24 protein-coding genes are annotated in these 21,625 nt (G+C 62.0%); 15 read left to right on the top strand and 9 right to left on the bottom strand.

The window, feature by feature from the left end:
• Positions 1–214: 214 nt before the first annotated feature.
• The 4 genes from aztA to FJ959_RS19020 all read left to right on the top strand — a co-directional run bounded on the left by aztA (position 215) and on the right by FJ959_RS19020 (position 3,377).
• Positions 215–1,048 (top strand): zinc ABC transporter ATP-binding protein AztA, encoded by an 834-nt coding sequence (gene aztA, locus FJ959_RS19035; protein ID WP_140494152.1) that lies wholly within the window; start codon positions 215–217, stop codon positions 1,046–1,048.
• A complete protein-coding gene (gene aztB / locus FJ959_RS19030; RefSeq protein WP_140631493.1) occupies positions 1,048–1,923 on the top strand; it encodes a zinc ABC transporter permease AztB in 876 nt (291 codons plus the stop codon). The genes aztA and aztB overlap by 1 nt, the downstream gene beginning before the upstream one ends.
• Before the next feature lie 29 nt (positions 1,924–1,952).
• The gene (aztC, locus tag FJ959_RS19025; RefSeq protein WP_140631491.1) at positions 1,953–2,894 is read left to right on the top strand and encodes a zinc ABC transporter substrate-binding protein AztC; all 942 of its coding nucleotides are present in this window, start codon (positions 1,953–1,955) and stop codon (positions 2,892–2,894) included.
• A gap of 144 nt (positions 2,895–3,038) precedes the next feature.
• The gene (locus FJ959_RS19020; RefSeq protein ID WP_140494156.1) at positions 3,039–3,377 is read left to right on the top strand and encodes a TIGR01244 family sulfur transferase; all 339 of its coding nucleotides are present in this window, start codon (positions 3,039–3,041) and stop codon (positions 3,375–3,377) included.
• Here FJ959_RS19020 and FJ959_RS19015 read toward each other — a convergent pair.
• Entirely contained in the window at positions 3,374–3,841 is a 468-nt protein-coding gene (locus tag FJ959_RS19015) for an Lrp/AsnC family transcriptional regulator (RefSeq protein ID WP_140494158.1), read from the bottom strand. The genes FJ959_RS19020 and FJ959_RS19015 overlap by 4 nt on opposite strands.
• Positions 3,842–3,979: 138 nt before the next feature.
• Between FJ959_RS19015 and hppD the strand changes: the two genes are divergently transcribed.
• The 3 genes from hppD (at position 3,980) to FJ959_RS19000 (ending at position 5,760) form a co-directional block, all read left to right on the top strand.
• Positions 3,980–5,092 carry a 4-hydroxyphenylpyruvate dioxygenase gene (gene hppD / locus FJ959_RS19010; RefSeq protein WP_140631488.1) on the top strand — a complete coding sequence of 371 codons (1,113 nt, stop codon included), beginning with the start codon at positions 3,980–3,982 and terminating at the stop codon, positions 5,090–5,092.
• A gap of 69 nt (positions 5,093–5,161) precedes the next feature.
• A complete protein-coding gene (locus FJ959_RS19005) occupies positions 5,162–5,386 on the top strand; it encodes a type II toxin-antitoxin system prevent-host-death family antitoxin (protein WP_140557060.1) in 225 nt (74 codons plus the stop codon).
• Positions 5,383–5,760 carry a type II toxin-antitoxin system VapC family toxin gene (locus FJ959_RS19000; RefSeq protein ID WP_140494162.1) on the top strand — a complete coding sequence of 126 codons (378 nt, stop codon included), beginning with the start codon at positions 5,383–5,385 and terminating at the stop codon, positions 5,758–5,760. The genes FJ959_RS19005 and FJ959_RS19000 overlap by 4 nt, the downstream gene beginning before the upstream one ends.
• Before the next feature lie 9 nt (positions 5,761–5,769).
• Here the strand turns inward: FJ959_RS19000 and FJ959_RS18995 are convergent, their stop codons facing one another.
• The 3 genes from FJ959_RS18995 to hmgA all read right to left on the bottom strand — a co-directional run bounded on the left by FJ959_RS18995 (position 5,770) and on the right by hmgA (position 8,771).
• A complete protein-coding gene (locus FJ959_RS18995; protein ID WP_140494164.1) occupies positions 5,770–6,306 on the bottom strand; it encodes a DinB family protein in 537 nt (178 codons plus the stop codon).
• Positions 6,307–6,325: 19 nt separating this feature from the next.
• Positions 6,326–7,339 carry a fumarylacetoacetate hydrolase family protein gene (locus tag FJ959_RS18990; RefSeq protein WP_140521711.1) on the bottom strand — a complete coding sequence of 338 codons (1,014 nt, stop codon included), beginning with the start codon at positions 7,337–7,339 and terminating at the stop codon, positions 6,326–6,328.
• A 118-nt stretch (positions 7,340–7,457) separates the two neighbouring features.
• Entirely contained in the window at positions 7,458–8,771 is a 1,314-nt protein-coding gene (hmgA, locus tag FJ959_RS18985) for a homogentisate 1,2-dioxygenase (protein WP_140631486.1), read from the bottom strand.
• Positions 8,772–8,870: 99 nt separating this feature from the next.
• Here hmgA and FJ959_RS18980 point away from each other — a divergent pair, with 99 nt between their 5' ends.
• The 4 genes from FJ959_RS18980 (at position 8,871) to FJ959_RS18965 (ending at position 11,709) form a co-directional block, all read left to right on the top strand.
• Positions 8,871–9,314 carry a MarR family transcriptional regulator gene (locus FJ959_RS18980; protein ID WP_140494170.1) on the top strand — a complete coding sequence of 148 codons (444 nt, stop codon included), beginning with the start codon at positions 8,871–8,873 and terminating at the stop codon, positions 9,312–9,314.
• A 157-nt stretch (positions 9,315–9,471) separates the two neighbouring features.
• On the top strand, positions 9,472–10,110 hold the full coding sequence (locus FJ959_RS18975) for a lysophospholipid acyltransferase family protein (RefSeq protein ID WP_140495013.1): 639 nt from the start codon (positions 9,472–9,474) through the stop codon (positions 10,108–10,110).
• Positions 10,107–11,057: a phosphatidate cytidylyltransferase gene (locus FJ959_RS18970; RefSeq protein WP_140631484.1), complete on the top strand. Its 951-nt coding sequence runs from the start codon at positions 10,107–10,109 to the stop codon at positions 11,055–11,057. Before FJ959_RS18975 ends, FJ959_RS18970 begins: the two co-directional genes overlap by 4 nt.
• Before the next feature lie 4 nt (positions 11,058–11,061).
• Positions 11,062–11,709, top strand: coding sequence for a CDP-alcohol phosphatidyltransferase family protein (locus tag FJ959_RS18965; RefSeq protein ID WP_181165122.1), 648 nt, complete (start codon positions 11,062–11,064; stop codon positions 11,707–11,709).
• A gap of 39 nt (positions 11,710–11,748) precedes the next feature.
• Here FJ959_RS18965 and tdh read toward each other — a convergent pair whose 3' ends face one another.
• Both tdh and FJ959_RS18955 read right to left on the bottom strand, forming a co-directional pair.
• On the bottom strand, positions 11,749–12,783 hold the full coding sequence (gene tdh, locus FJ959_RS18960; RefSeq protein WP_140494176.1) for an L-threonine 3-dehydrogenase: 1,035 nt from the start codon (positions 12,781–12,783) through the stop codon (positions 11,749–11,751).
• Positions 12,784–12,835: 52 nt separating this feature from the next.
• Positions 12,836–14,023, bottom strand: coding sequence for a glycine C-acetyltransferase (locus tag FJ959_RS18955; RefSeq protein WP_140565147.1), 1,188 nt, complete (start codon positions 14,021–14,023; stop codon positions 12,836–12,838).
• Between the two features lie 306 nt (positions 14,024–14,329).
• Between FJ959_RS18955 and FJ959_RS18950 the strand changes: the two genes are divergently transcribed.
• Positions 14,330–16,402, top strand: coding sequence for an EAL domain-containing protein (locus FJ959_RS18950; RefSeq protein WP_140631482.1), 2,073 nt, complete (start codon positions 14,330–14,332; stop codon positions 16,400–16,402).
• 72 nt (positions 16,403–16,474) lie between these two features.
• Positions 16,475–17,209 (top strand): polysaccharide deacetylase family protein, encoded by a 735-nt coding sequence (locus FJ959_RS18945; RefSeq protein WP_140631480.1) that lies wholly within the window; start codon positions 16,475–16,477, stop codon positions 17,207–17,209.
• A gap of 67 nt (positions 17,210–17,276) precedes the next feature.
• Here FJ959_RS18945 and FJ959_RS18940 read toward each other — a convergent pair whose 3' ends face one another.
• Positions 17,277–17,675 carry a MarR family winged helix-turn-helix transcriptional regulator gene (locus tag FJ959_RS18940; RefSeq protein WP_224655784.1) on the bottom strand — a complete coding sequence of 133 codons (399 nt, stop codon included), beginning with the start codon at positions 17,673–17,675 and terminating at the stop codon, positions 17,277–17,279.
• Positions 17,676–17,821: 146 nt separating this feature from the next.
• Between FJ959_RS18940 and FJ959_RS18935 the strand changes: the two genes are divergently transcribed.
• Positions 17,822–18,229, top strand: a complete 408-nt coding sequence (locus tag FJ959_RS18935; protein WP_140560537.1) for a hypothetical protein — start codon at positions 17,822–17,824, stop codon at positions 18,227–18,229.
• 128 nt (positions 18,230–18,357) lie between these two features.
• Here FJ959_RS18935 and FJ959_RS18930 read toward each other — a convergent pair whose 3' ends face one another.
• Positions 18,358–20,403: an NADH:flavin oxidoreductase gene (locus FJ959_RS18930; RefSeq protein ID WP_140631477.1), complete on the bottom strand. Its 2,046-nt coding sequence runs from the start codon at positions 20,401–20,403 to the stop codon at positions 18,358–18,360.
• 141 nt (positions 20,404–20,544) lie between these two features.
• Here FJ959_RS18930 and queF point away from each other — a divergent pair, with 141 nt between their 5' ends.
• A complete protein-coding gene (queF, locus tag FJ959_RS18925) occupies positions 20,545–21,006 on the top strand; it encodes a preQ(1) synthase (RefSeq protein WP_140515582.1) in 462 nt (153 codons plus the stop codon).
• Positions 21,007–21,015: 9 nt separating this feature from the next.
• On the opposite strand, the gene FJ959_RS18920 is transcribed toward queF, so the two are convergent.
• Positions 21,016–21,621 (bottom strand): hypothetical protein, encoded by a 606-nt coding sequence (locus FJ959_RS18920; RefSeq protein ID WP_140631474.1) that lies wholly within the window; start codon positions 21,619–21,621, stop codon positions 21,016–21,018.
• Positions 21,622–21,625: the final 4 nt, after the last annotated feature.

Genomic DNA, 21,625 nt, shown 5'->3' with positions numbered 1-21,625 from the left:
TTCCTTCCTTTGTGATCGCGCCTCTTTAAAGTTGGCACCGGCTTCGGGCAAGGCCGAGCGTTCCAAATCCCCTTGGACCAGCGGCGCCGGAGAGTCACGGCAAGTTGAGCCGGCAGCCACAATTCCGCTCGATTGGCTTGTTGACTAATGTAATAACATCACATATCCAATCGGCGCTGCCCGGCAGCCGCACTACCGCCCCACGGACCGTCAAATGACCGAAACCTGCCTGACATTCCGTGACCTGACGCTTGGCTATAACAGCCATCCGGCGATCCATCATCTGGACGGCATCATACGCAAAGGCTCGCTGACCGCCGTCGTTGGCGCCAATGGCTCGGGCAAGTCGACGTTGATGAAGGGTATCGTAGGCGTGCTGAAGCCGATGGCCGGCGCGGTGACACGGGCGCCAGGCGTGCGCGCCGCCTATCTGCCGCAGCAATCGGAACTCGACCGCAGCTTTCCGGCCCGGGTCGTCGACCTGGTCTCGCTCGGCCTGTGGCCGAAACGCGGGCTGCTCGGCCGCCATACCAAGGAGGATCGCCAATCCGTCAGCGAGGCGTTGATGGCGGTCGGCCTTGGCGGCTTCGAGACCCGCCCGATCGACACGCTGTCGGGCGGCCAGTTGCAGCGCACCTTGTTTGCCCGCGTGCTGTTGCAGGATGCGGATCTCATCCTGCTCGACGAGCCGTTCAACGCCGTCGATGCAAAGACGATGGGCGATCTTATTGCGCTGATCAAGCGCTGGCATGGCGAGGAACGCACAATCATGGTCGTCGTCCACGACCTCGACCTTGTCCGGCAGAATTTTCCCGAAACGCTGCTGCTGGCCCGCCAGCCTGTCGCCTGGGGCGAGACGAAGGAGACGCTGCGGCCTGAGAATCTCCTGCGGGCCAGGCGCTTCCATGAAGCGTGGGAAGAGAACGCGCCATGGTGCGAGCCGGGCGGACCCGATCATGACCATGACGGACATGATCACAATCATGATGAGCCTGCCCATGCACAGGATCGTCACCACCATCATGGCGCCGGACCAAGGGCTGCATGATGAACGTATTCTACGAACTCTTCATCGCGCCTTTCGCCGATTTCGCCTTCATGCAGCGGGCGCTGTTCGGCTCGCTGATGCTGTCGCTCGGCGCCTGTCCGGTCGGCGTGTTCCTGATGTTGCGGCGCATGAGCCTCTCGGGCGACGCCATGGCGCACGCGATCCTGCCGGGCGCCGCCGCCGGCTTCCTGCTTTACGGGCTGGAAATCCTGCCGATGACCATTGGCGGCCTGATCGCCGGCATCGTCGTTGCACTCGGCGCGGGCGCCGTCTCGCGATTCACCATCCAGCGCGAAGACGCCTCGATGGCCGCCTTCTATCTGATTTCGCTCGCCGTCGGCGTGCTGATGGTTTCGGTCCGCGGCTCCAGCGTCGACCTCATGCATGTGCTGTTCGGTACGGTGCTGGCGCTCAACGATGAAGCGCTGACGCTGATCGGCGGCATCGTGCTGGTGACGCTCGCCAGCCTTGCCATCTTCTGGCGGGCCTTGGTCGCCGAATGCCTCGACCCGCTATTCCTGCGCTCGGTCAGCCGGTGGGGCAGTCCGGTGCATTTCATTTTCCTCGGCCTCGTCGTGCTCAACCTCGTTGGCGGCTTCCAGGCGCTGGGCACGCTTCTATCGGTCGGGCTGATGATGCTGCCGGCCGCCGCGGCCCGTTTCTGGACCGTGCGCGTCGAACCGATGTGCGTGCTGGCCGTGCTGATCGGCTTTGCCTCCTGCATCGCCGGACTGCTTCTGTCCTACCACGCCTCGCTGCCCTCAGGCCCGGCGATCATCCTGTCGGCAGGCGTCGTCTATTTCGCCTCGATCTTGTTCGGCACACGCGGCGCGCTGCGCGCCCGCATCGTCCATCACCGTCATCGGACGGCCTGATCCATCCCCAGCCTCCAAGGAGACCGCCCATGTTGAAATCGATCCGCGCCGCCCTTACGATGAGCGTTATAACATTAACTGCTCTCGACGCGTCGTCGGCCTTTGCGGCGCCCTTGAAAGTGGTCGCAAGTTTTACCGTCATTGCCGATTTCGCCAGGAATGTTGGCGGCGACCGCGTCAACATCACCACCATCGTGGGACCCGACGGCGATGCGCATGTCTACGAGCCGAGCCCGGCTGATGCGGTCGCCATGGCGGGCGCCGATCTGGTGCTGGTCAACGGCCTGCATTTCGAGGGCTTTCTACAGCGGCTGGTCGATGCCAGCGCCACCAAGGCCTCGATCGTCACCCTGACCAAGGGCGTGGCGGCGATCGACTTCAAACCGGAATTCGCCGATGCGGACGCGGCGGAGGGCGCGGGTACCGGCGGCGGCAAGACGGTCACCGACCCACATGCCTTCCAGTCGATCGCCAACGCCAAGATCTATGTGAAGAACATTGCCGAGGCGTTCTGTGCGGCCGACAATGATGGCTGCGTCAGCTACCAGACCAACGCCGCGGCTTACACAAAGAAGCTCGACGCGCTCGAAGGTGAAGTGAAGGCGGCGATCCAGTCCATTCCCGAGGCAAAACGCGTTGTCATCACCTCGCATGACGCGTTCGGCTATTTCGAGCACGAATACGGCCTGACCTTCCTAGCGCCGGAGGGCGTCTCGACGGACTCCGAACCGTCGGCCGCCGACGTCGCCAAGCTGGTCGAGCAGGTCAAGCAGGACAAAGCGGCGGCGATCTTCGTCGAGAACATCACCAATCCGCGCCTGATCGAGCAGATCGCCAGCGAGACCGGCATCAAGGTCGGCGGCACGCTCTATTCCGACGCGCTGTCGCAGCCCGACGGCCCGGCCTCGACCTATGTCGACATGATGCACAACAACATCACGCAGATCAAAGGCGCGATCCTCGGCAGTTGAGCCGCTCCGACCCAACCGGGCCCTCGCGGCCCGGTTGGATTTTCCGGTCAGCACTCGCTATTTGGCAGAGAAATCCCTCGGCGTGGATTGCCGGCCGTGCCGGGGAGTGGCAAGACTGCCCAACCAGATTGCGAGGACACCACAATGGAATACCGCGAGATCAGCGAGGACTATTCGGTCTCGGGCCAGATCCAGCCCGAGGACGTCGCCGCCATCAAGGCAGCAGGCTTCAAGAGCGTGATCTGCAACCGGCCGGACGACGAGCAGCCCGGCCAGCCTTCGGCCGACACGCTCAAGGCCGCAGTCGAGGCTGCCGGGCTGGCCTTCCGCTACATTCCCGTCATCAGCGGCCAGATCACCGCGGAGAATGTCGAGGACCAGGGACAAGCGCTCGACGAGCTGGAAGGCCCGGTGTTCGCCTACTGCCGTTCCGGCGCCCGCTGCACCAATCTCTATGGGCTGATTCAGCAGTCGAAGGGTTAGATTGGCAGCGCGCCCGTCTCCTTGAGCGTCTCGAGCACAATCGCCGTCTTGACGTGCTGCACGGATTCGTGCGGCAAGAGCACGCCATTGACGAACTCCGACAATGATTTCAGGTCGGGCGTAACCACCTTCAGGATATAATCCATTTCGCCGGTCAGCGCGTGCGCCTCCTGCACTTCGGGCAGCCGCGCCACCAGTTCGCCGAAGCGCCGCGCATTGTCGCGGTTATGCGTGGCCAAGGTCACCGAGATGACGTTGACCAGCGAAAAGCCCAGCCGGTCGCGGTCAAGCACGGCGCGATAGCCCTTGATATAGCCGTCCTCCTCAAGCCGCTGGCGGCGGCGCGAGCATTGCGAGGCCGAGAGGTTCACCCGCTCCGAAAGGTCGTTGTTGGTGAGCCGTGCGTCACACTGCAACAGCGCCAATATCTTGCGATCAAACTGATCAAGACGCGTATCATTCATGATACTTCCAAAAACCATGCACATTTCATGCATCAGATAAACATTTCAAGCGTTTGAATGCAAGCACCGTGCGACCTGCCCGCGCTATGATGAGTTGAGATGGCCCATCCAGGCCAAGCCAGCTTCCGGAGGATTATCATGGGTCCTTTCCCGCACGACGCCCCGCCCGCCAAGATCAGCAAGGCGAACCCTGCCGGCACCGACGGTTTCGAGTTCGTCGAATTCGCGCATCCGGAGCCGCGGAAGCTGGCCGAGTTGTTCACCCGCATGGGCTACGTAGCCGTGGCCAGGCATCGCACGAAGGACATCACCGTCTGGCGGCAAGGCGACATCAACTATGTCGTCAACGCCGAGCCCAGCTCGCATGCGATGAAGTTCGTCGACAAGCATGGCCCATGCGCCTCCTCGATGGCGTGGCGGGTCGTGGACGCCAAGCATGCCTTCGAACACGCGGTATCGAAAGGAGCCACGCCTTACGAAGGCGCCGACAAGACGCTTGACGTGCCGGCGATCGTTGGCATCGGCGGCTCGCTGCTCTACTTCATCGAAACCTATGGCGAGAGGGGTTCGGCCTATGATGCCGAATTCGAATGGCTGGGCAAACGCGACCCCAGGCCGGAAGGCGTCGGCTTCTATTTCCTCGACCACCTCACGCATAATGTCTACCGCGGCAACATGGACAAATGGTGGGATTTCTACCGCGACCTGTTTGGCTTCAAGCAGATCCATTTCTTCGACATCGACGGCAAGATCACCGGGCTGGTCAGCCGGGCGATCACCTCGCCCTGCGGCAAGATCCGCATTCCGCTCAACGAGTCCAAGGACGACACCAGCCAGATCGCCGAATATCTGAAGAAGTACAATGGCGAGGGCATCCAGCACATAGCGGTGGGCACCGACGCGATCTACGAGGCCACCGACAAGCTTGCCGCCAACGGGCTGAAATTCATGCCCGGCCCGCCGGAGACCTATTACGAGATGTCGCATGCACGCGTGAGCGGCCATGACGAGCCGCTCGAACGCATGAAGAAGCATGGCATTTTGATCGACGGCGAAGGTGTGGTCGACGGCGGCACGACGAAGATCCTCTTGCAGATCTTCTCCAAGACCGTGATCGGACCAATCTTCTTCGAATTCATCCAGCGCAAGGGCGACGAAGGCTTTGGCGAAGGCAATTTCCGCGCACTGTTCGAATCGATCGAGCAGGACCAGATCAAGCGCGGCGTGATCAAGGTGCAGGCCGCGGAGTAGATCGATCCCGACCGGCGGCTTGCGGTTCGATAAATTATGACCTAAATTATGGTCACAAAGGATCGAGCCATGAATGTTTCCATCGCCGAGGCCAAGGCCAAATTGTCGGAACTCGTCAGCCGCGCGGAAGCCGGTGAAGAGATTGTACTCACGCGCCACGGCAAGGTAGCTGCGCGTATCGTGCCTCCGGCAACGGCGGAACCCTTGCCGCGTATCGGCGCGTTGAAAGGCAAGATCTGGATTGCGGACGATTTTGACGAACTCGGCCCCGAATGGGACGAGTACGTCAAATGATGATCGGCCCGTTTCTCGCCGATACACATATCATCCTTTGGTCGATTTCGGACGATCGACGTCTCAGCAAGCACTACCGCGCCATCCTGGCTTCGGAAGCGGTGGTGTTCGCCAGCGCGGCAAGCGTCTGGGAAATTGCCATCAAGCGCTCAATCAGAAAACTCGATGCGCCGGATGATCTGCCAACACTGCTTCCAAGGATGCAATTTCAGCCGCTCGCCGTCACCTTCCAGCATGCGAACGCTGTCGCTGGCCTACCCCACCACCATGGCGATCCATTCGACAGACTACTGATTGCGCAGGCGCAAATGGACAAACTAACCATCATGACATCCGACCCGCATTTCGCCCGCTACGACGTCGCCCTGACATAAGCAGTGGTCTCACAAACCCAGCCGTCCAACCTCCTCCTGCCTCAGCTTCAAATCATAATCGAGCAGGAACTCGTCGAGTTGCGGCGGCGCGACCGACGTGCCGGACAGCATCGCGTGCACCTGGCCGCGATGGTGGATGTCATGCAGGAAAACATGGGCGAGGATATCGCCGATCTTTTCCGGGATCATGCCGTCTCCACGCCGGTCAGTGATGACATGGCGGTCGAGGTCGGCTTCCAACAAGGCATCGCAGAAGGTGATCAGCCTGCGGTCGAACTTGATCTGGGCCACTGACAAATCGGCTGCGTTATCGAACGGCACGAAATCATCGTACACCGCGGCGCCGATACCGCCCTGCTCCAGAAAATCGAGATAGAGAAGATCGACCGCAAGGATGTGGTTGAGCGTCGCCCTTATCGACGGGAAGAAGCTGATGCGATTGGCTTCGAATTCACCAGGCCCCAGCATAAGCACGGCGCGGTAGAGCCGGTCGTTCGACCAGCGGTTGTTGCGGGCCATTCGGCGCAGATGATCAAGCAGGTTCATCCTTCAACTTCTTGCGCTCTCACCCTTCATATTTCTCGACCGTCTGCTCGATGGCGCCGAAGATCGAATGCCCGGCCTTGTCCTTCATCTCTATGCGCACCGTGTCGCCGAAACGCAGAAACGGCGTCTTCGGCTCGCCGCTCTCGATGGTCTCGATCATGCGCAGTTCAGCGATGCAGGAATAGCCAGCGCCGCCGGCCGAGACAGGTTTGCCAGGCTCACCGCCGAGCTTGTTGGAGACGGTGCCGGAGCCGATGATGGTGCCGGCCGCCAGCGGCCGTGTTTTCGCCGCGTGCACGATGAGCGCAGGGAAATCGAACGTCATGTCGACGCCGGCATTCGCCCGGCCGAAAGGTTTGCCGTTGAGGTCGGCAAGCAGCGGCAGGCTGACCTTGCCGCCGTCCCAGGCCTCGCCCAACTCGTCCGGCGTCACCGCGACCGGCGAGAAGGCCGAGGACGGCTTGGATTGAAAGAAGCCGAACCCCTTGGCGAGTTCCGGTCCGGTGATCGCACGCAGCGTCACGTCGTTGACCAGCATCACCAGGCGAATCGCCTCCCGCGCTTTTTCGAGGCTGGCGCCCATCGGCACATCATCGACAACGACCGCGACTTCCGCCTCCATGTCGATGCCAGAGGCCTCGTCGGCCATGCGGATCGGGTCTCGCGGCGGGATGAAGCTGTCGGAGCCGCCCTGATAGATCAGCGGGTCGGTCCAGAAGCTCGCCGGCATCTCGGCCCCGCGCGCCTTCCGCACCAGCTCGACATGGTTCACATAGGCCGAACCGTCAGCCCATTGATAGGCGCGCGGCAGCGGCGAATGGGCATTATGTTCGTGAAAGCGCGCCGACGGCACCGCATTGCTCTCGAGCGACTCCGCCATTGCGGCCAGATGCGGCGAAATCCGCCGCCAATCGTCGAGCGCCGCCTGCAGCGTCGGCACCAGGAAGGAGGCATCGGTGAAGCGTGTAAGATCGCGCGAGACGACGACGAGCTTTCCGTCGCGCGTCCCGTTCTTCAATGTGGCAAGCTTCATGCGGTTTCCTCTCCTGACGCGGCCTTGCGCCGCTTGGCCCACAACAAGGCTGTTATGGGCAATCGTCAAGCCGCCGGCTCAACTTTCCTGAAGGCAGTTTTCCGGCGGCAGCGATCCTTCAGGACCAATCGCCCTCGGGCGTGCCATTGAAGCGCTTCTTCAGATCGGCCCAGCAGTCGATGTAATTGTCCTGCCTGGTGTCGAGTTCGGCAGCGTAGCGGGTCAGCATCTGCGAGAACCGGGTCTCGAACATGAAGGCCATGGTGTTGTCGAGCTTGACCGGTTTCAGATCCGCGCGCGAGGCCTTTTCGAAGCCAGGTGCATCCGGGCCATGGGCCAGCATCAGATTGTGCAGACTGATGCCGCCGGGAACGAACCCTTCTTCCTTGGCGTCGTACTGGCCGTGAATCAGCCCCATGAACTCGCTCATGATGTTGCGGTGATACCAGGGCGGGCGGAACGTATCCTCCGCCACCAGCCAGCGCGGCGGAAAGATGACGAAATCGATGTTGGCGGTGCCCTCCTCGCCGCTCGGCGCCGTCAGCACCGTGAAAATCGACGGATCGGGGTGGTCAAAGAGGATCGCACCAACCGGCGAAAACGCCGCCAGATCATATTTATAGGGTGCATAGTTGCCGTGCCACGCCACCACATCGAGGGGCGAATGGCCGATTTCCGTGACATGAAAATGTCCGCACCATTTGACGATCAGCCGACAGGGCGTCTCCTTCTCCTCAAACCAGGCGCAGGGCGTCTTGAAATCGCGCGGATTGGCCAGGCAGTTGGCGCCGATCGGGCCGCGGTCGGGCATCGTCAGCTTGGCGCCGTAGTTCTCGCAGACATAGCCGCGCACTTCGGCATCGACCAGTTCGACCTTGAACACGAGGCCGCGCGGCAGGACCGCGATCTCGCCGGGCCTGAGCTCGATGACCCCCATCTCGGTGACGAAGCGCAAGGCGCCTACCTGCGGCACCACCAGCAACTCGCCGTCGGCGTTGAAGAAATGGTCGTCGACCATCGACCTGTTGGCGACATAGACATGCGCCGCCATGCCGGTCTGCCCAAGCACGTCGCCGGCGGTGGTGATCGAGCGCATGCCGGCGATGAAGTCGGTCGGCTCCTTCGGCATCGGCACCGGGCTCCAGCGATACTGGCCGAGCGCCAGCTCATGATCGCCGACATTGGGCGCACTTTTCCAGAAGGGATAGCTCACCGACTTGAAGCGCCCGGTATGTCTGACGCTCGGCCTGATGCGGTAAAGCCAGGAGCGCTCATTGGTGCCGCGCGGCGCGGTGAAGGGCGAACCGGAGAGCTGCTCGGCATAGAGGCCGTAGGCCGGCCGCTGCGGTGAATTACGCCCCTGCGGCAGCGAACCCGGCAGGCTTTCGGTTTCGAAATCGTTACCGAAACCCGGCATGTAGGAAAAGGCCATCGCTTCCTCCTCGCGAATGCTTGACCAAATTGGTTTCATTTGTAACCATCCAAAATGTAACTATCAATGCCGTGCGCGGGCATTTCTCGATGGCTGGTCATGGAATCCGAAATCCTGGAACTCGAAAGCTTTCTGCCCTACCGGCTGTATCGGCTGGCCGATGCGCTGAGCCGCGAATTCTCTCGGATCTACAAGGAGCGTCACGGCCTCACACGGCCGGAATGGCGTACGCTTTCGGGGCTTGGCCAGCGCGGCACAATGACCGCGACGGAACTCGGCGCGCAGTCGGCGATGCACAAGACAAAGGTTTCGCGTGCCGTGGCGGAGCTTGAGCGTCGCCGCTGGCTCATCCGAACCACTGACGAGAACGATCGCCGCGTCGAGCACCTGGCGCTGACCAGAGCCGGACTTGCGGCCTATAGCGAGATGGTGCCACTGGCGAAGGCTTTCGAACGGGAACTGCTGGCCCAGCTGAGCGCCGACCAGCAAGCCTCCATCGTCAAAGGCGTTGCGTCATTGGAAAGCGCGTTGGGTCTGAGATAGCGGCTATCGGCCGATAGAATATGAGACGGTGGCTCGACGCGACAGCGCCTTGAAGCAGAGACTGTCTGGCGGTCATTTTCGATCGCTGCTTGCTCGGTGGCGGATTTTCAGTGCTGTATGTCAGCCAGTGATCATCGACGGGCGAATTGGGGGAAGAATGAAGTCGCTGCTCGCGAGGCCGGTGGCCGTGGTCGTCTTGCTGTTTGCCAGAGCCATCACCGCTGTGCGGCCGTTTTGGCATGAAGGCAGATTGCCTCGGCGTCGCTCGATCTTCTTTGCCAATCATTCCAGCCATGGCGATTTCATCTTGATCTGGGCTGTTCTGCCGCCGCGCCTGCGGCGGCGGGTGCGTCCCGTAGCGGGTGCCGACTACTGGCTGAAATCAAAAGTCCGAGCCTTCATCGGCCGTGACGTTTTCAATGCCGTCCTGATCGAGCGCAATCGCGATGGACGCACGATGGATCCTGTCGAAAGCATGGGAGAGGCGATGAGGGAAGGCTCTTCGCTCATTCTCTTCCCGGAAGGCACGCGCAACCAATCCGACGCGTCCTTGCAGCCATTCAAGTCCGGCCTGTTCCATTTAGCGGCATCGCACCCGGATTTCGAGTTGGTGCCGGTATGGATCGCCAATCTCAACCGGGTGATGCCGAAAGGGGAATTCGTGCCTATCCCGCTGATCTGCACCGTGACGTTCGGCGAGCCAATGAACCTGGCTGATGGCGAGAGCAAGGATATATTCCTCGAGCGGGCACGTGGGGCGCTGCTGGCGCTGGCACCGAAAAAGGCAGCGGAATGAGCTCAACCCAATTCGATATGATGGTTCTCGTGCTCGGCGTCTGCGGGATCCTGCTCGTGGCCTCTTTCGTGGGGCATATCCTGGAGCGACGGCTGTCGCCAGAAGGCTTCAACCCAGCCATCGAGAACCTCAACGCCCGTATCAATGCCTGGTGGGTAATGGCGATCCTCATCGCCATAGCATTCATCGCCGGGCGGATCGGCGTCCTGCTTCTCTTCGGCTTCTGTTCCTTCGCCGCACTTCGCGAATTCGTGACGCTGACCAACACCCGGCGTGCCGACCACTGGGCGCTGGCCACGGCGTTTTTCGTCGTGCTGCCGGCACAGTATGTGCTGCTCTGGATCGAGGACTACGGGATCTTTTCTGTTTTCATCCCGGTCTACGCCTTCCTGTTGATGCCAATCATCTCAGCCACACGGGGCGACACCCAGCACTTCCTCGTTCGAATTGCCGAGGTGCAATGGGCGTTGATGATCTGCGTTTTCTGCGCCTCCCACGTCCCGGCTCTTCTGACGTTGCATATTCCCGGCTACGAGGGTCGCAATGTGCTTCTGATAGCCTTCCTTGTCATCGTCGTGCAATTGAGCGACGTACTGCAATACATCTGGGGAAAGGCGATCGGGCATACGAAGATCGCACCAAAGCTTTCGCCGTCCAAGACGCTTGAAGGTTTCCTCGGCGGCGTTGCAAGCGCCAGCCTCATCGGCGCTGGCCTGTGGTGGATCACGCCGTTCTCTCCGCTTCAGGCGGGCGCGATGGCCTTCCTGATCACGCTGATGGGTTTTTTCGGCGGCCTTGTGATGTCCGCCATCAAACGTGACCGCGGCGTGAAGGATTGGGGCCATCTGATCGACGGCCATGGCGGCCTGATAGATCGGCTGGATTCGGTGGTTTTCTCCGCTCCGATCTTCTTCCATCTCACTCGTTATTTCTGGTCACCGGGATGAGGCAGTGATGAACACGGGCGATCGCAGACCACTTGCAAGCCGCGACACGCGCTGGGCACAAGCGACGGCCAGACGTCTCGCCGCACTCTCCGTGACCCCCAACCAGATTTCGCAGGCCAGTATCCTCGCCGGCGCGCTGGCAGGCACGGCTTTCTGGCTTGGCGGGCAGAGCGGCGGCACTTCTCGTTCGCTGCTGTTGCTGGGCGCGGCGCTGTTTTGCCAACTGCGGCTGCTGTGCAATCTGTTCGATGGCATGGTCGCCGTCGAGGGCGGCAAGGCGTCGGCCGACGGGCCGTTCTGGAACGAGTTCCCGGACAGGCTCGCCGATATCGCCATCATGGCCGGCATAGGTTACGGCATCGGCATGCCTGGCCTTGGCTGGGCAGCGGCCTGTTTTTCGGTTCTCACCGCCTATGTGCGGGAATTGGGGCGGGCCAACGAGACGCCGAGCGATTTCACCGGACCGATGGCCAAGCCACATCGCATGGCAGTCGCAACCGTCGCGGCACTGCTATCTACCGGAGAATTCCTTTGGAATGGCCACAACGAAGTCTTGACGCTTGCGCTCGCCGCCATTGCCATCGGCGCCGCCGCAACTGCGTTGCGGCGCGCATGGCGACAGGTGCGATGGCTGAAAACCAGGCGACCCTAGCATCGCCAGCCTCGAAGCCTGAGACTCCCGGCGCATCGATCACCAGTCCATCACCACCTTGCCCGAACTGCCGCTGCGCATCGCGTCGAATCCAACCTGGAAATCATCGATGCCGATGCGGTGCGTGATCAGGCCTGAGACGTCGAGCGGGCCCTGGACCAGCGCGATCATCTTGTACCAGGTCTCGAACATCTCGCGGCCATAGATGCCCTTGAGATGCAGCATCTTGAAGATGACCTTGTTCCAGTCGATCTCGAACCCGGTCGGCGCAATGCCGAGGATGGCGATCTTGCCGCCATTGTTCATGGTGTCGATCATGTCGCGGAAGGCGGGGGCTGCCCCCGACATTTCCAGGCCGACATCAAAACCCTCCGTCATGCCGAGCGCCGGCATCACGTCGCTCAGTTTTTCCTTGGAGGCGTCGACGACGTGCTGGACGCCAAGCTTGCGCGCAAGATCCAGCCGAACCGGATTGATATCCGTGATAACGACCTTCCTGGCGCCGACGCATTGCGCCACCAGCGCGCCCATGATGCCGATCGGTCCGGCGCCGGTGACCAGCACGTCCTCGCCGACCAGATCAAATGACAATGCGGTGTGAACCGCATTGCCCAGGGGATCGAAGATCGCGGCGATCTCGTCCGGCACATCGTCCGGGATCGGCACGACATTGTGCTGTGGGATCGCCAGGTACTCGCCGAAGGCGCCCGGGCGATTGACGCCGACGCCGAGCGTGTTGCGGCACAGATGCCCCCTGCCCGCGCGGCAGTTGCGGCAATGTCCGCAGACGATGTGGCCTTCGCCCGACACGCGTTGGCCGACCTTGTATTCGGTGACCGCGGCGCCGAAATCCGCGACGGTGCCGACGAATTCATGGCCGGTCACCATCGGCACGGGCACCGTCTTCTGCGCCCACTGGTCCCAATTGTAGATGTGGACGTCGGTGCCGCAGATCGCAGTCTTCTTCACCTTGATCAGGACGTCGTTGGGGCCGATTTCCGGCACCGGCACCTCTTCCATCCAGATGCCCGGCTCGGCCTTGGCCTTCACCAGCGCCTTCATCATGTTCGACATTCTTTTGTCCCTTGAATCTCTTGATCCGGAAGCGGTTTGCGGCGCCGGTCGCTCAGGAAATCACACCTAGTTCCTTGCCAACCGCACCGAAAGCCTCGACCGCCCGATCAATGTCGGCGCTGGAATGCGCAGCCGACATCTGCGTGCGGATGCGCGCCTGGCCCTTGGGCACCACCGGGAAGGAGAAGCCGATGACATAGATGCCGCGTTGCAGCATGCGCGCCGCCATCTCCTGCGCCAAGCTCGCATCGCCCAGCATGACCGGGATGATCGGATGGCCGGCGCCTGCCAGCGTGAAGCCGAGCTTCCCCATCTGTGTCCGAAACCGTTCCGCATTGGCATATAGGCGCTCGCGCAGGGCATCGCCATTGCGGATCATGTCGAACACTCTGATCGAGGCGCCGGCGATCGCCGGCATCAGCGTGTTGGAAAACAGATAGGGCCGCGAGCGCTGGCGCAGCCAGTCGACCACCTGTTTCTTGCCGGACGTGTAGCCGCCGGAAGCGCCGCCCAGCGCCTTGCCGAGCGTACCGGTGATGATGTCGACCCTGCCCTCGACGCCGCAATGCTCAGCCGAGCCGCGGCCGTTCCTGCCGACGAAGCCGACCGCGTGACTGTCGTCGACCATGACCATGGCATCGTATTTTTCGGCCAGATCGCACACACCCGCGAGATTGGCGATGATGCCATCCATCGAGAACACGCCGTCGGTGGCGATCAGCCGGAACCGGCAATCCTTCGCCTCCTTCAGCCGCGCCTCGAGATCCGCCATATCGTTGTTGGCGTAGCGGAAGCGCTTGGTCTTGGACAGCCTGACCCCGTCGATGATGGAAGCGTGGTTCAGCGCATCGGAGATGATCGCGTCCTCCTCGCCCAGAAGCGTCTCGAACAGTCCACCATTGGCATCGAAGCAGGAGCCGTAGAGGACGGTGTCGTCCATCCCGAGGAAGGACGATATCGTCGCTTCCAACTGCTTGTGCTCCTCCTGCGTGCCGCAGATGAAACGCACCGAAGCCATGCCGTAGCCGTAGCGGTCGAGCGCGTGCTTTGCCGCCTCGCGCAGGTCGGGGCTGTCGGCGAGGCCGAGATAGTTGTTGGCGCAGAAATTCAGCACCTTCTCGCCGCCGACCTCGATCTCAGCCGACTGCGTGGAGGAAATTACCCGCTCGGACTTGTACAGTCCGGCCGATCTGAGCCCCTCAAGTTCGCCGTCGATATGGGAGAGAAATGCTGCGGTCATGATCGTGCCTCGTTTGACGTGGGCCGACTGTCGTCCCGCACGCACAAAAAATCCACCGCAAAAGCGACCGGATCAGGTGGCTGGGTAATGTCGAACGGATGCCGCAGGCATGGCTCGAGGGACGATCCGGATCACATGGGCCGGCGAATGTTCAAATGCGGACCGGCCGCGAAAGAGGCCGATAACCATTTCGCGACCTTTAAGCCTTTCCCCTTGTCGGCCAGCTGTCGATTTCCAGTCCTGTTAATGTTTGCAGTTCAATGATGCTCATACAGGAATCCGTTGGCGAGAGGGCCGCCCCCCAAGATGTCGCAGCAGCCGGTGCAAACCGTTTCAGGCAAGCTCATACTGCTGATCAAGGCTGGTTATTGGCTGGCGCTGCTGATCATCGCCGCCATGGTGGTGGCTTCCTTCATCCTGCTGCAGCAGGTGATGGCCACCCAACGGCACAACCATACGCTGCTCGATATCGTCAGCACGCAAAAGACGCTGTCGCAGCGCATCGTCTTCCTCGCCGGTGCGACCGGTGCTGCTTCGCGCGACAAGCAGCCGGCGCTCGTCAACGCGCTCAAGCAGGCGACGGCGGAGTTCGAAACCAACTATGACCTGCTGCTCAAGCAGACGGCCGCCGATCCAAAGTCGCCGGCCAGGCTCGATCCGAAGACGATCGAGAACGTCCTTTTCGGCAAGCCTTTCCATCTCGACTATTTTTCCGTCGGGCTGGTCGCCAATGGCGAACGCCTGGTATCGGCCTTCTCGTCCCAACTCGCACTCGGCGACAATGGCGGCTACAAGGGCGGTTACGAGCGCGTCACCCTCGACGCCTCGGTCGCCAACGCAACATTGTCGGGCTATTCGGCGCTGGGCCAGCGCATCAGCGCTTTCGCCGACGAACGATCCGAAAAGATGCTCGATCTGCACCGCACGCTGTTTTACGCCACGATCGGCGTCATCGTTCTGGTGGCGCTGTTCATCTTCCAGCCCATGTCAAACGCGATCCTGCGCAAGACGCGCGAACTCGTCGATGCGCGCAATTCGATGGCCTTCATCGCCGTTCATGACGGGCTGACAGGTCTGCACAACCGCACATTCCTGACCGACCATTTCGACACGCTGATCAAGAGCGCGCATCGTCGGCGCGAACGTCTTGCGGTGGTGCAGCTTGATCTCGACCGGTTCAAGCAGATCAACGACACGCTCGGCCACGCCGCCGGCGACTATGTGCTGGTCATCACGGCCCAGCGCATGCGCGATTCCTGTCGGGCGTCGGATCTGTGCGTGCGCCTCGGTGGCGACGAGTTCGTGATGATCCTCAACGGCGCCGGCGGCAGCGAAGACATCAACATGCTGGCACGGCGCATTCTTGCGCACATCAACGAGCCGATCGTCTTCCAGGGCACGACCATTCTACCGGGCGCCAGCGGCGGCATCGCCGTCTATCCGATCGACGCCGACAACGCCCAGGACCTGCTGGTTCACGCCGATCTGGCGCTTTACTCCGCCAAGAAGATGGGCGGCGGCAATTTCTCGTTCTTCTCCGAGGAATTGCGTCGCGAACTCGATTATCGCAAGCAACTCGAGCACGACATCAAGGTTGCCATTTCACAGCAGGCATTCCAGGTCTATTTCCAGCCGCAGGTTTCACTGAGCGACGGCACGATCAGTGGCATCGAGGCGCTGGTGCGCTGGAACCATGCCGAGCGCGGCATGATCTCGCCTGGCGAATTCATTCCCGTCGCCGAGAAATGCGGTTTCATGCCTGATATCGGCCGCATCGTCATCAGCAAGGCGATCAACGAAGCCGCCGAATGGAACCGCGACGGCATTGCTTTCGGACGACTTGCGGTCAACGTATCCGGAACCGAATTGCGCGAGCACGACTTCGATGCTTTCCTGTTCGAGACGCTTGAGAAGGCCGGCCTACCGCCGCAGAAACTGTCGCTGGAAATCGTCGAATCCGTCATTCTCGATGACGAGAAGACAGGCATCGCGGCAAAGCTACGCCATATCAGGGCCGCCGGCGTCCATCTTGAGCTCGACGATTTCGGCACTGGCTACGCGTCGCTCAGCCACGTCAATCCCAACGAGATCGACCGGCTGAAGATCGATCGCCGCTTCGTCCAGAACATCCATGAGAACGGTGACAACTCCAAGATCGTGCGCGCCATCACCGAGCTCGCGCGCGGCCTTGGTATCTCGATCGTCGCGGAGGGCGCCGAGACCGAGGCCGAACTCGATTCACTGATGGCCATCGGATGCGACCAGGTGCAGGGCTACTCCATCGCCTTCCCGATGCCGCAGGACAAAGCCCGTGACTGGCTGAGCGCCCGCATGCCGAAGAAGGCCAGGCTAACGGTGCTGCAGGGAAGCCTGGCGTAGGCAGCCCTCACCCGCGCTTGACAACTCATCACCGAGATGGCGCCCTGTGACGATCGCAAACGGGTAGTCCCGATGCCGCTTCTGCTTGCTTTGCTGACCATGCTCGCCGCATTTCCCGCTTATGCAGCGGATCGCACCATCTATCTGACTTTCGATGACGGACCGCTGAACGGCACCAGCAACATCCTCGACGTGCTGGAGGCGCAGCAGGTGCCGGCGACGTTGTTCATGGTCGGCATGCATGCGCAGGCGAGCGCGGGCAACAAGGCATTAGTCAGACGCGCAAAAGCTCTGCCGCTGGTGACGGTCGGCAATCACAGCTACAGCCACGCCAACAACCGCTACCAGCATTTCTATGCCGATACGGAAGGCGTGGTGGCCGACATGCTGCGGGCCAACGCCGTGCTCGGGCTCGCTCCGGAGGTTCATGCGAGGCTGCCTGGGCGCGACGTGTTCAGACTGCCCTCAATGTCGAAGAACGACACCTCGCTCGGCCTTGCGCAGGAAGGCCGGGAGGAGCCGGACTACGAATTCGTCGCCGCTTCCGGCTTCTATCTCTATGGCTGGGACCATGAGTGGGTGCATGACGACACAGGCAAGCCGGTGCAGAGCGTCGACCACCTGGTCAGCGAGATCGATCACCTGTTCGGCTATGGCCGCTTCGTCAAGCACGGAAAGATGATCCTGCTCATGCATGACGAGATGTTCCAGGACGGCTTCGACGGCAAGACGAAACTGGCCATGCTGATTACCGCGCTGAAGCAGCGCGGCTATGCCTTTGGGACAATCCAGAGTTATGACGACTGAGGCGGTGATCCGGCTTTCCTACAGCGCGTAGTGTCGAAGAGATTCACGCGGCGCGCCTTGGACATCGTCAGCTTTCCACGTTGGCCCGCAAGGTCGCCAGCACTTGCGCAAACTCCGCCAGCCTGTCGTCTGACAGGCCCACGCGCAGCCGCTTGTCGAAGGCAAGCGCCGCCTTGCGCAGTGTCTCGAACATCGCTTCTCCGGCCTCTGTCAATTCGACCAGATGGACCCGGCGGTTGACGGGATCGCGGCGGCGCGTCAGCAATCCTTGCGCCTCCATCGCGTTAAGATGATGGGTGAGCGTCGCTCCCTGTATGCCGATCATTCCGGCGAGCTCGCGCTGGTTGGCTAGCTCGCTCGATTTGACCGACAGCAGAGTAAGCCAGACGGGCAACGTGCCGCCCGCTTCAACCAACGCGGTGTCGAAGGCCTGTGCAACAAGCTTGGCGGTGCGGCCGAGATTCATGCCGACCGGCGGGCGTTCAAAGGGCGTCATGGCAAGACACTAGACGGTGTTTTCCACGGATGGAACTGGCACTCATTTATACATTGACATCTAACAGTTAGATATCTAACTGTTTAGGCGACGGCGGGCAAGAGAGGAGAGCTGGTATGCAATATGTCTACATCATCACCATCGGTCTTCACGTCATGGCGGGGGTGTTCTGGGCCGGCACCACCATCACGCTGGCGCGCGACCCCGAGATCCGGGCTGAACGCTTCATTGGACCGCAAATGGGAGCGGCCGGCATGGTGTTTCTCACCGGTGCGCTGCTCTGGTATTTTTTCCATGGTGCCTATTTCGGCTCGATGGAAATGGTGCTGGCCCTCGGCATCGTTGCCGCTTTCGCCGCGGCTGGAGTGCTCAGCGCCATGGTCCGCCGCACCAGCACGCAGCTTGTTGGCGCCGACGCGGCCACCGAACCTGCCCTGCGCGCGAAGATGGCCCAAGGCGAGCGAATCGCCGCCTGGCTGCTGGTTCTCACCGTGCTCTGCATGGCCACCGCCAGAATGTTCTGATCACGGATCGTACGGTGCCGGCGCAAGCAGGCGGCGTACGCGGCGCGCAACGAACCAAGGCAGCAGATGGCTCTCCTTGCGGAGGTTCCGTTGCGCGCCTCCTCGAAATTGTTAGCGACAGCAGCCTTTCAAATCCTTAGCCCGAACCGGATGCCGTCATAGATGGCGGCGTGGATGTTGCGCGAGGCGACGGCATCGCCGATGCGGAACAGTACGAAAGATCCTTGCGGATTGCGCTCGGGAAAAATGTCGCCGCCACTCACCAGCCGCTCATAGTCTATGGCGCCGCCGTTCGTCGCCAATGGCTTCAGCGAGAGATAAAGGTCGTCTAGCGGCGCCGTGCCATGCTCGACCACCACCTGGTCGACCCGCCGCTCGCCGCGCCAGCCGTCGGCGAAATCGGAGGCAAGCTCGGCAACCAGTTGATTGCCCTCGCGGCGCACCGAGCGCAGCCTTGTGTTGATAGTGATGGTGACCCCCTTCTCCTGGAAGGCGCGCATGTAGGGTACGTGGTTCATGCCGCCCATTTCCGGCGCGAAGAATCGCTCCGGCGAAACCAGTTCCAGCTTCGAACCGGCAGCCGCGACGAGTTCCGCAGCGCCCATTCCCTGATGGCCTCCATTGTCGTCATAGAGCAGCACGTTTTCAGCCGGCTTGACGCTGCCAGCCATGATGTCCCAGCTCGATGTGACAAGAGTGTCGCCCGCCGTCAGCGGCGGATTCTGCGGCAGTCCGCCGGTGGCGATCACCACGACATCGGGCGACAACGCCAGAACGTCGTCCTTCTCGGCCCAACTGTCGTAGCGGATCTCGACGCCGAGCCGGTCGAGTTCGGCCAACCGCCAGTCGACGATGCCGATCAATTCCTTGCGGCGCGGGTTCTGCGTCGCCAGCCTGACCTGTCCGCCGGCCTGGCCCGATGCCTCCAGCACCGTCACCTGATGGCCGCGCTCCGCGGCCACGCGCGCTATTTCCAGTCCGCCTGCACCAGCGCCGATGACGACGACTTTTCGCTTTGGTCCCTCGGCCTTGGTGATGATATGCGGAATGTCCGCCTCGCGGCCGGTCGCCGCATTGTGGACGCAGAGCGCCTCGCCGCCTTCGTAGATGCGGTCGAGGCAGTAGGTGGCTCCGACACACGGGCGGATTTCGTGCTCGCGCCCTTCCATCACTTTGCGGACGATGTGCGGATCGGCGATGTGGGCGCGGGTCATGCCGACCATGTCGAGCTTGCCGGCGGCGATGGCGTGGCGCGCAGTTGCGACGTCGGAAATTCGCGCCGCGTGGAAGGTCGGGAATTTCGTCGCCGCCCTCACCTCGCCGGCGAAGTCGAGATGCGGCGATGAGCGCATGCCGGTCACCGGAATGACCTTGGTCAGTGCCGCGTCGGTCTCGATCGAGCCCCGGATGATGTTGAGGAAATCGACCTTGCCTGATGAGGCAAGCCGCCTGGCGATCTCGACGCCCTCCTCTTTCGACAGGCCTTGCGAAAAATCCTCGTCGGCGACCATGCGTATGCCGACGACGAATTTTTCGCCGACGGCCGCCCGCACGGCGTCGAGAACCATGTCGGTGAACCGCAGCCGGTTGTCGAGCGAGCCGCCGAACTCGTCGTCGCGATGGTTGGTGGACGGAGACCAGAAGCCGTCCATCAGATGGCCGTAAGCCTCGAATTCGATGCCGTCGAGACCGGCGGCCTGGCAGCGCTGGGCGGCGGAAGCATAGTCGGAAACGATGCGCTCTATATCCCAATCCTCGATGGTCTTGGGAAAGGCGCGATGTGCCGGCTCCCGCACCGGCGAAGCCGACAGCACGGGCAGCCAGTCGGCTTTGTTCCAGCCGGTTCGACGGCCGAGATGAGTGATCTGGATCATCACCTTGCAGTCATGCTCGTGGCAGGCGTCGGTCAGTTCCGCGAGCCATGGCACGATCCCGTCATCATAGAGATGCAAATTGCCGAAGGCGGCCGGGCTGTCGCGTGAAACGATGGCCGAGCCGGCGGTCATTGTCAGCGCCATGCCGCCCTTGGCCTTCTCCGTGTGGTAGAGCCGGTACCGCGCCTTGGGCATGCCGTCTTCCGAATAGGCAGGCTCGTGGCTGGTCGACATCACCCGGTTCTTCAACGTCAGATGCTTGAGCTGATAGGGCTGGAGAAGCGGATCGTTGCTGGTCATCGTCTTCCTGCGGTTTCAAATTGTGTTATTGAGCGGCCAGATGCGCCGCCCCTGAGTGGATTGCGGCGTTTATTCCAATCTTCGTTCGCGCCGACCGCCATGGAAGCGTGCTTCCGGCGACAGGCAGGCAAGGAGCCGTCCATGATCGATACCAAAACCCTCACCCAGCTCGGCGCGCATGTCGAGACGCCACAGAGCCCGGAAGCGGCGGTCCTGGAAACCGTGCCGTTTTCGCGCGGCGACGGCCCGCCGGCCATCGTGCGCTTCACCTGCCCGGAATTCACCTCGCTGTGCCCGGTCACCGGCCAGCCTGATTTCGCCCATATCGTCATCGACTACGCACCCGACGCGGCTCTGGTGGAATCGAAGTCGCTCAAGCTGTTCATGACCTCGTTTCGCAATCATGGTGCTTTCCATGAGGATTGCACCGTCATGATCGGCCGCCGCATCGTGGCGGCAACGAGCCCGCTATGGTTGCGCATCGGCGGCTATTGGTATCCACGCGGCGGCATTCCGATCGACGTGTTCTGGCAGACGGGCGCACCGCCGGAAGGCGCCTGGCTGCCCGAGACCGGAGTGGCGCCCTATCGCGGGCGAGGCTAGCTCGAACCATCATTCGCATTGGTACTGGCTGAGTGCCCATTCACCGGTCACCGATAGCAGGTCCGATATCTTCCATTCGCCATCGACCTTCTTGAACTTCCACTCAAGGCGGTGCGGGTTGCCGGCGACGACGAAGGCGACGATGACCTTGGCCTGGTCACCATTGATCGCCTCGAGCGTTTTCAGGCTCTTGTCGATCTCGCCCTTGTCATAGTCAGCATTGTCGAGCGCCATGTTGGGGTCCAGGCACTCGCCCTGCCCGGATTTGCGCAGCGCATCGCTCTTGTCGAGCACCGTTTTCGCCGGATCGACGAAATGGCGGCGCTGCGACGGATCGACCTCCAAGCCGACCTGGTCGTAGAATGGCCGCACCACCGCTGTCGGCGAGCCCGGCTGAATTGGGGCGGCAGGTACGCTCGGCGAGGCAGCCGGTGGCGTTGCCGGCTCGGCGGCTGCGCCAGGTGCAGACGCTGGCGGCGACCCGTGGTCATCGGGCGCGGGGGTAGCCGGAGCATTCGCCGGCGGCGTGCCGAGCAGCCCCTGCGCGGCGGCGCCACTCAAGTCCGCCGCCATAATGCACACGGCCGACAGTGCCAGGAACCGGCGGCGGGCCATCGGA

This window comes from Mesorhizobium sp. B2-2-4 (assembly GCF_006442375.1).
Classification (GTDB): domain Bacteria; phylum Pseudomonadota; class Alphaproteobacteria; order Rhizobiales; family Rhizobiaceae; genus Mesorhizobium.
The sequence above is the reverse complement of the archived record's forward strand: the minus strand, read 5'-3'. Positions and strand labels throughout refer to the sequence as shown.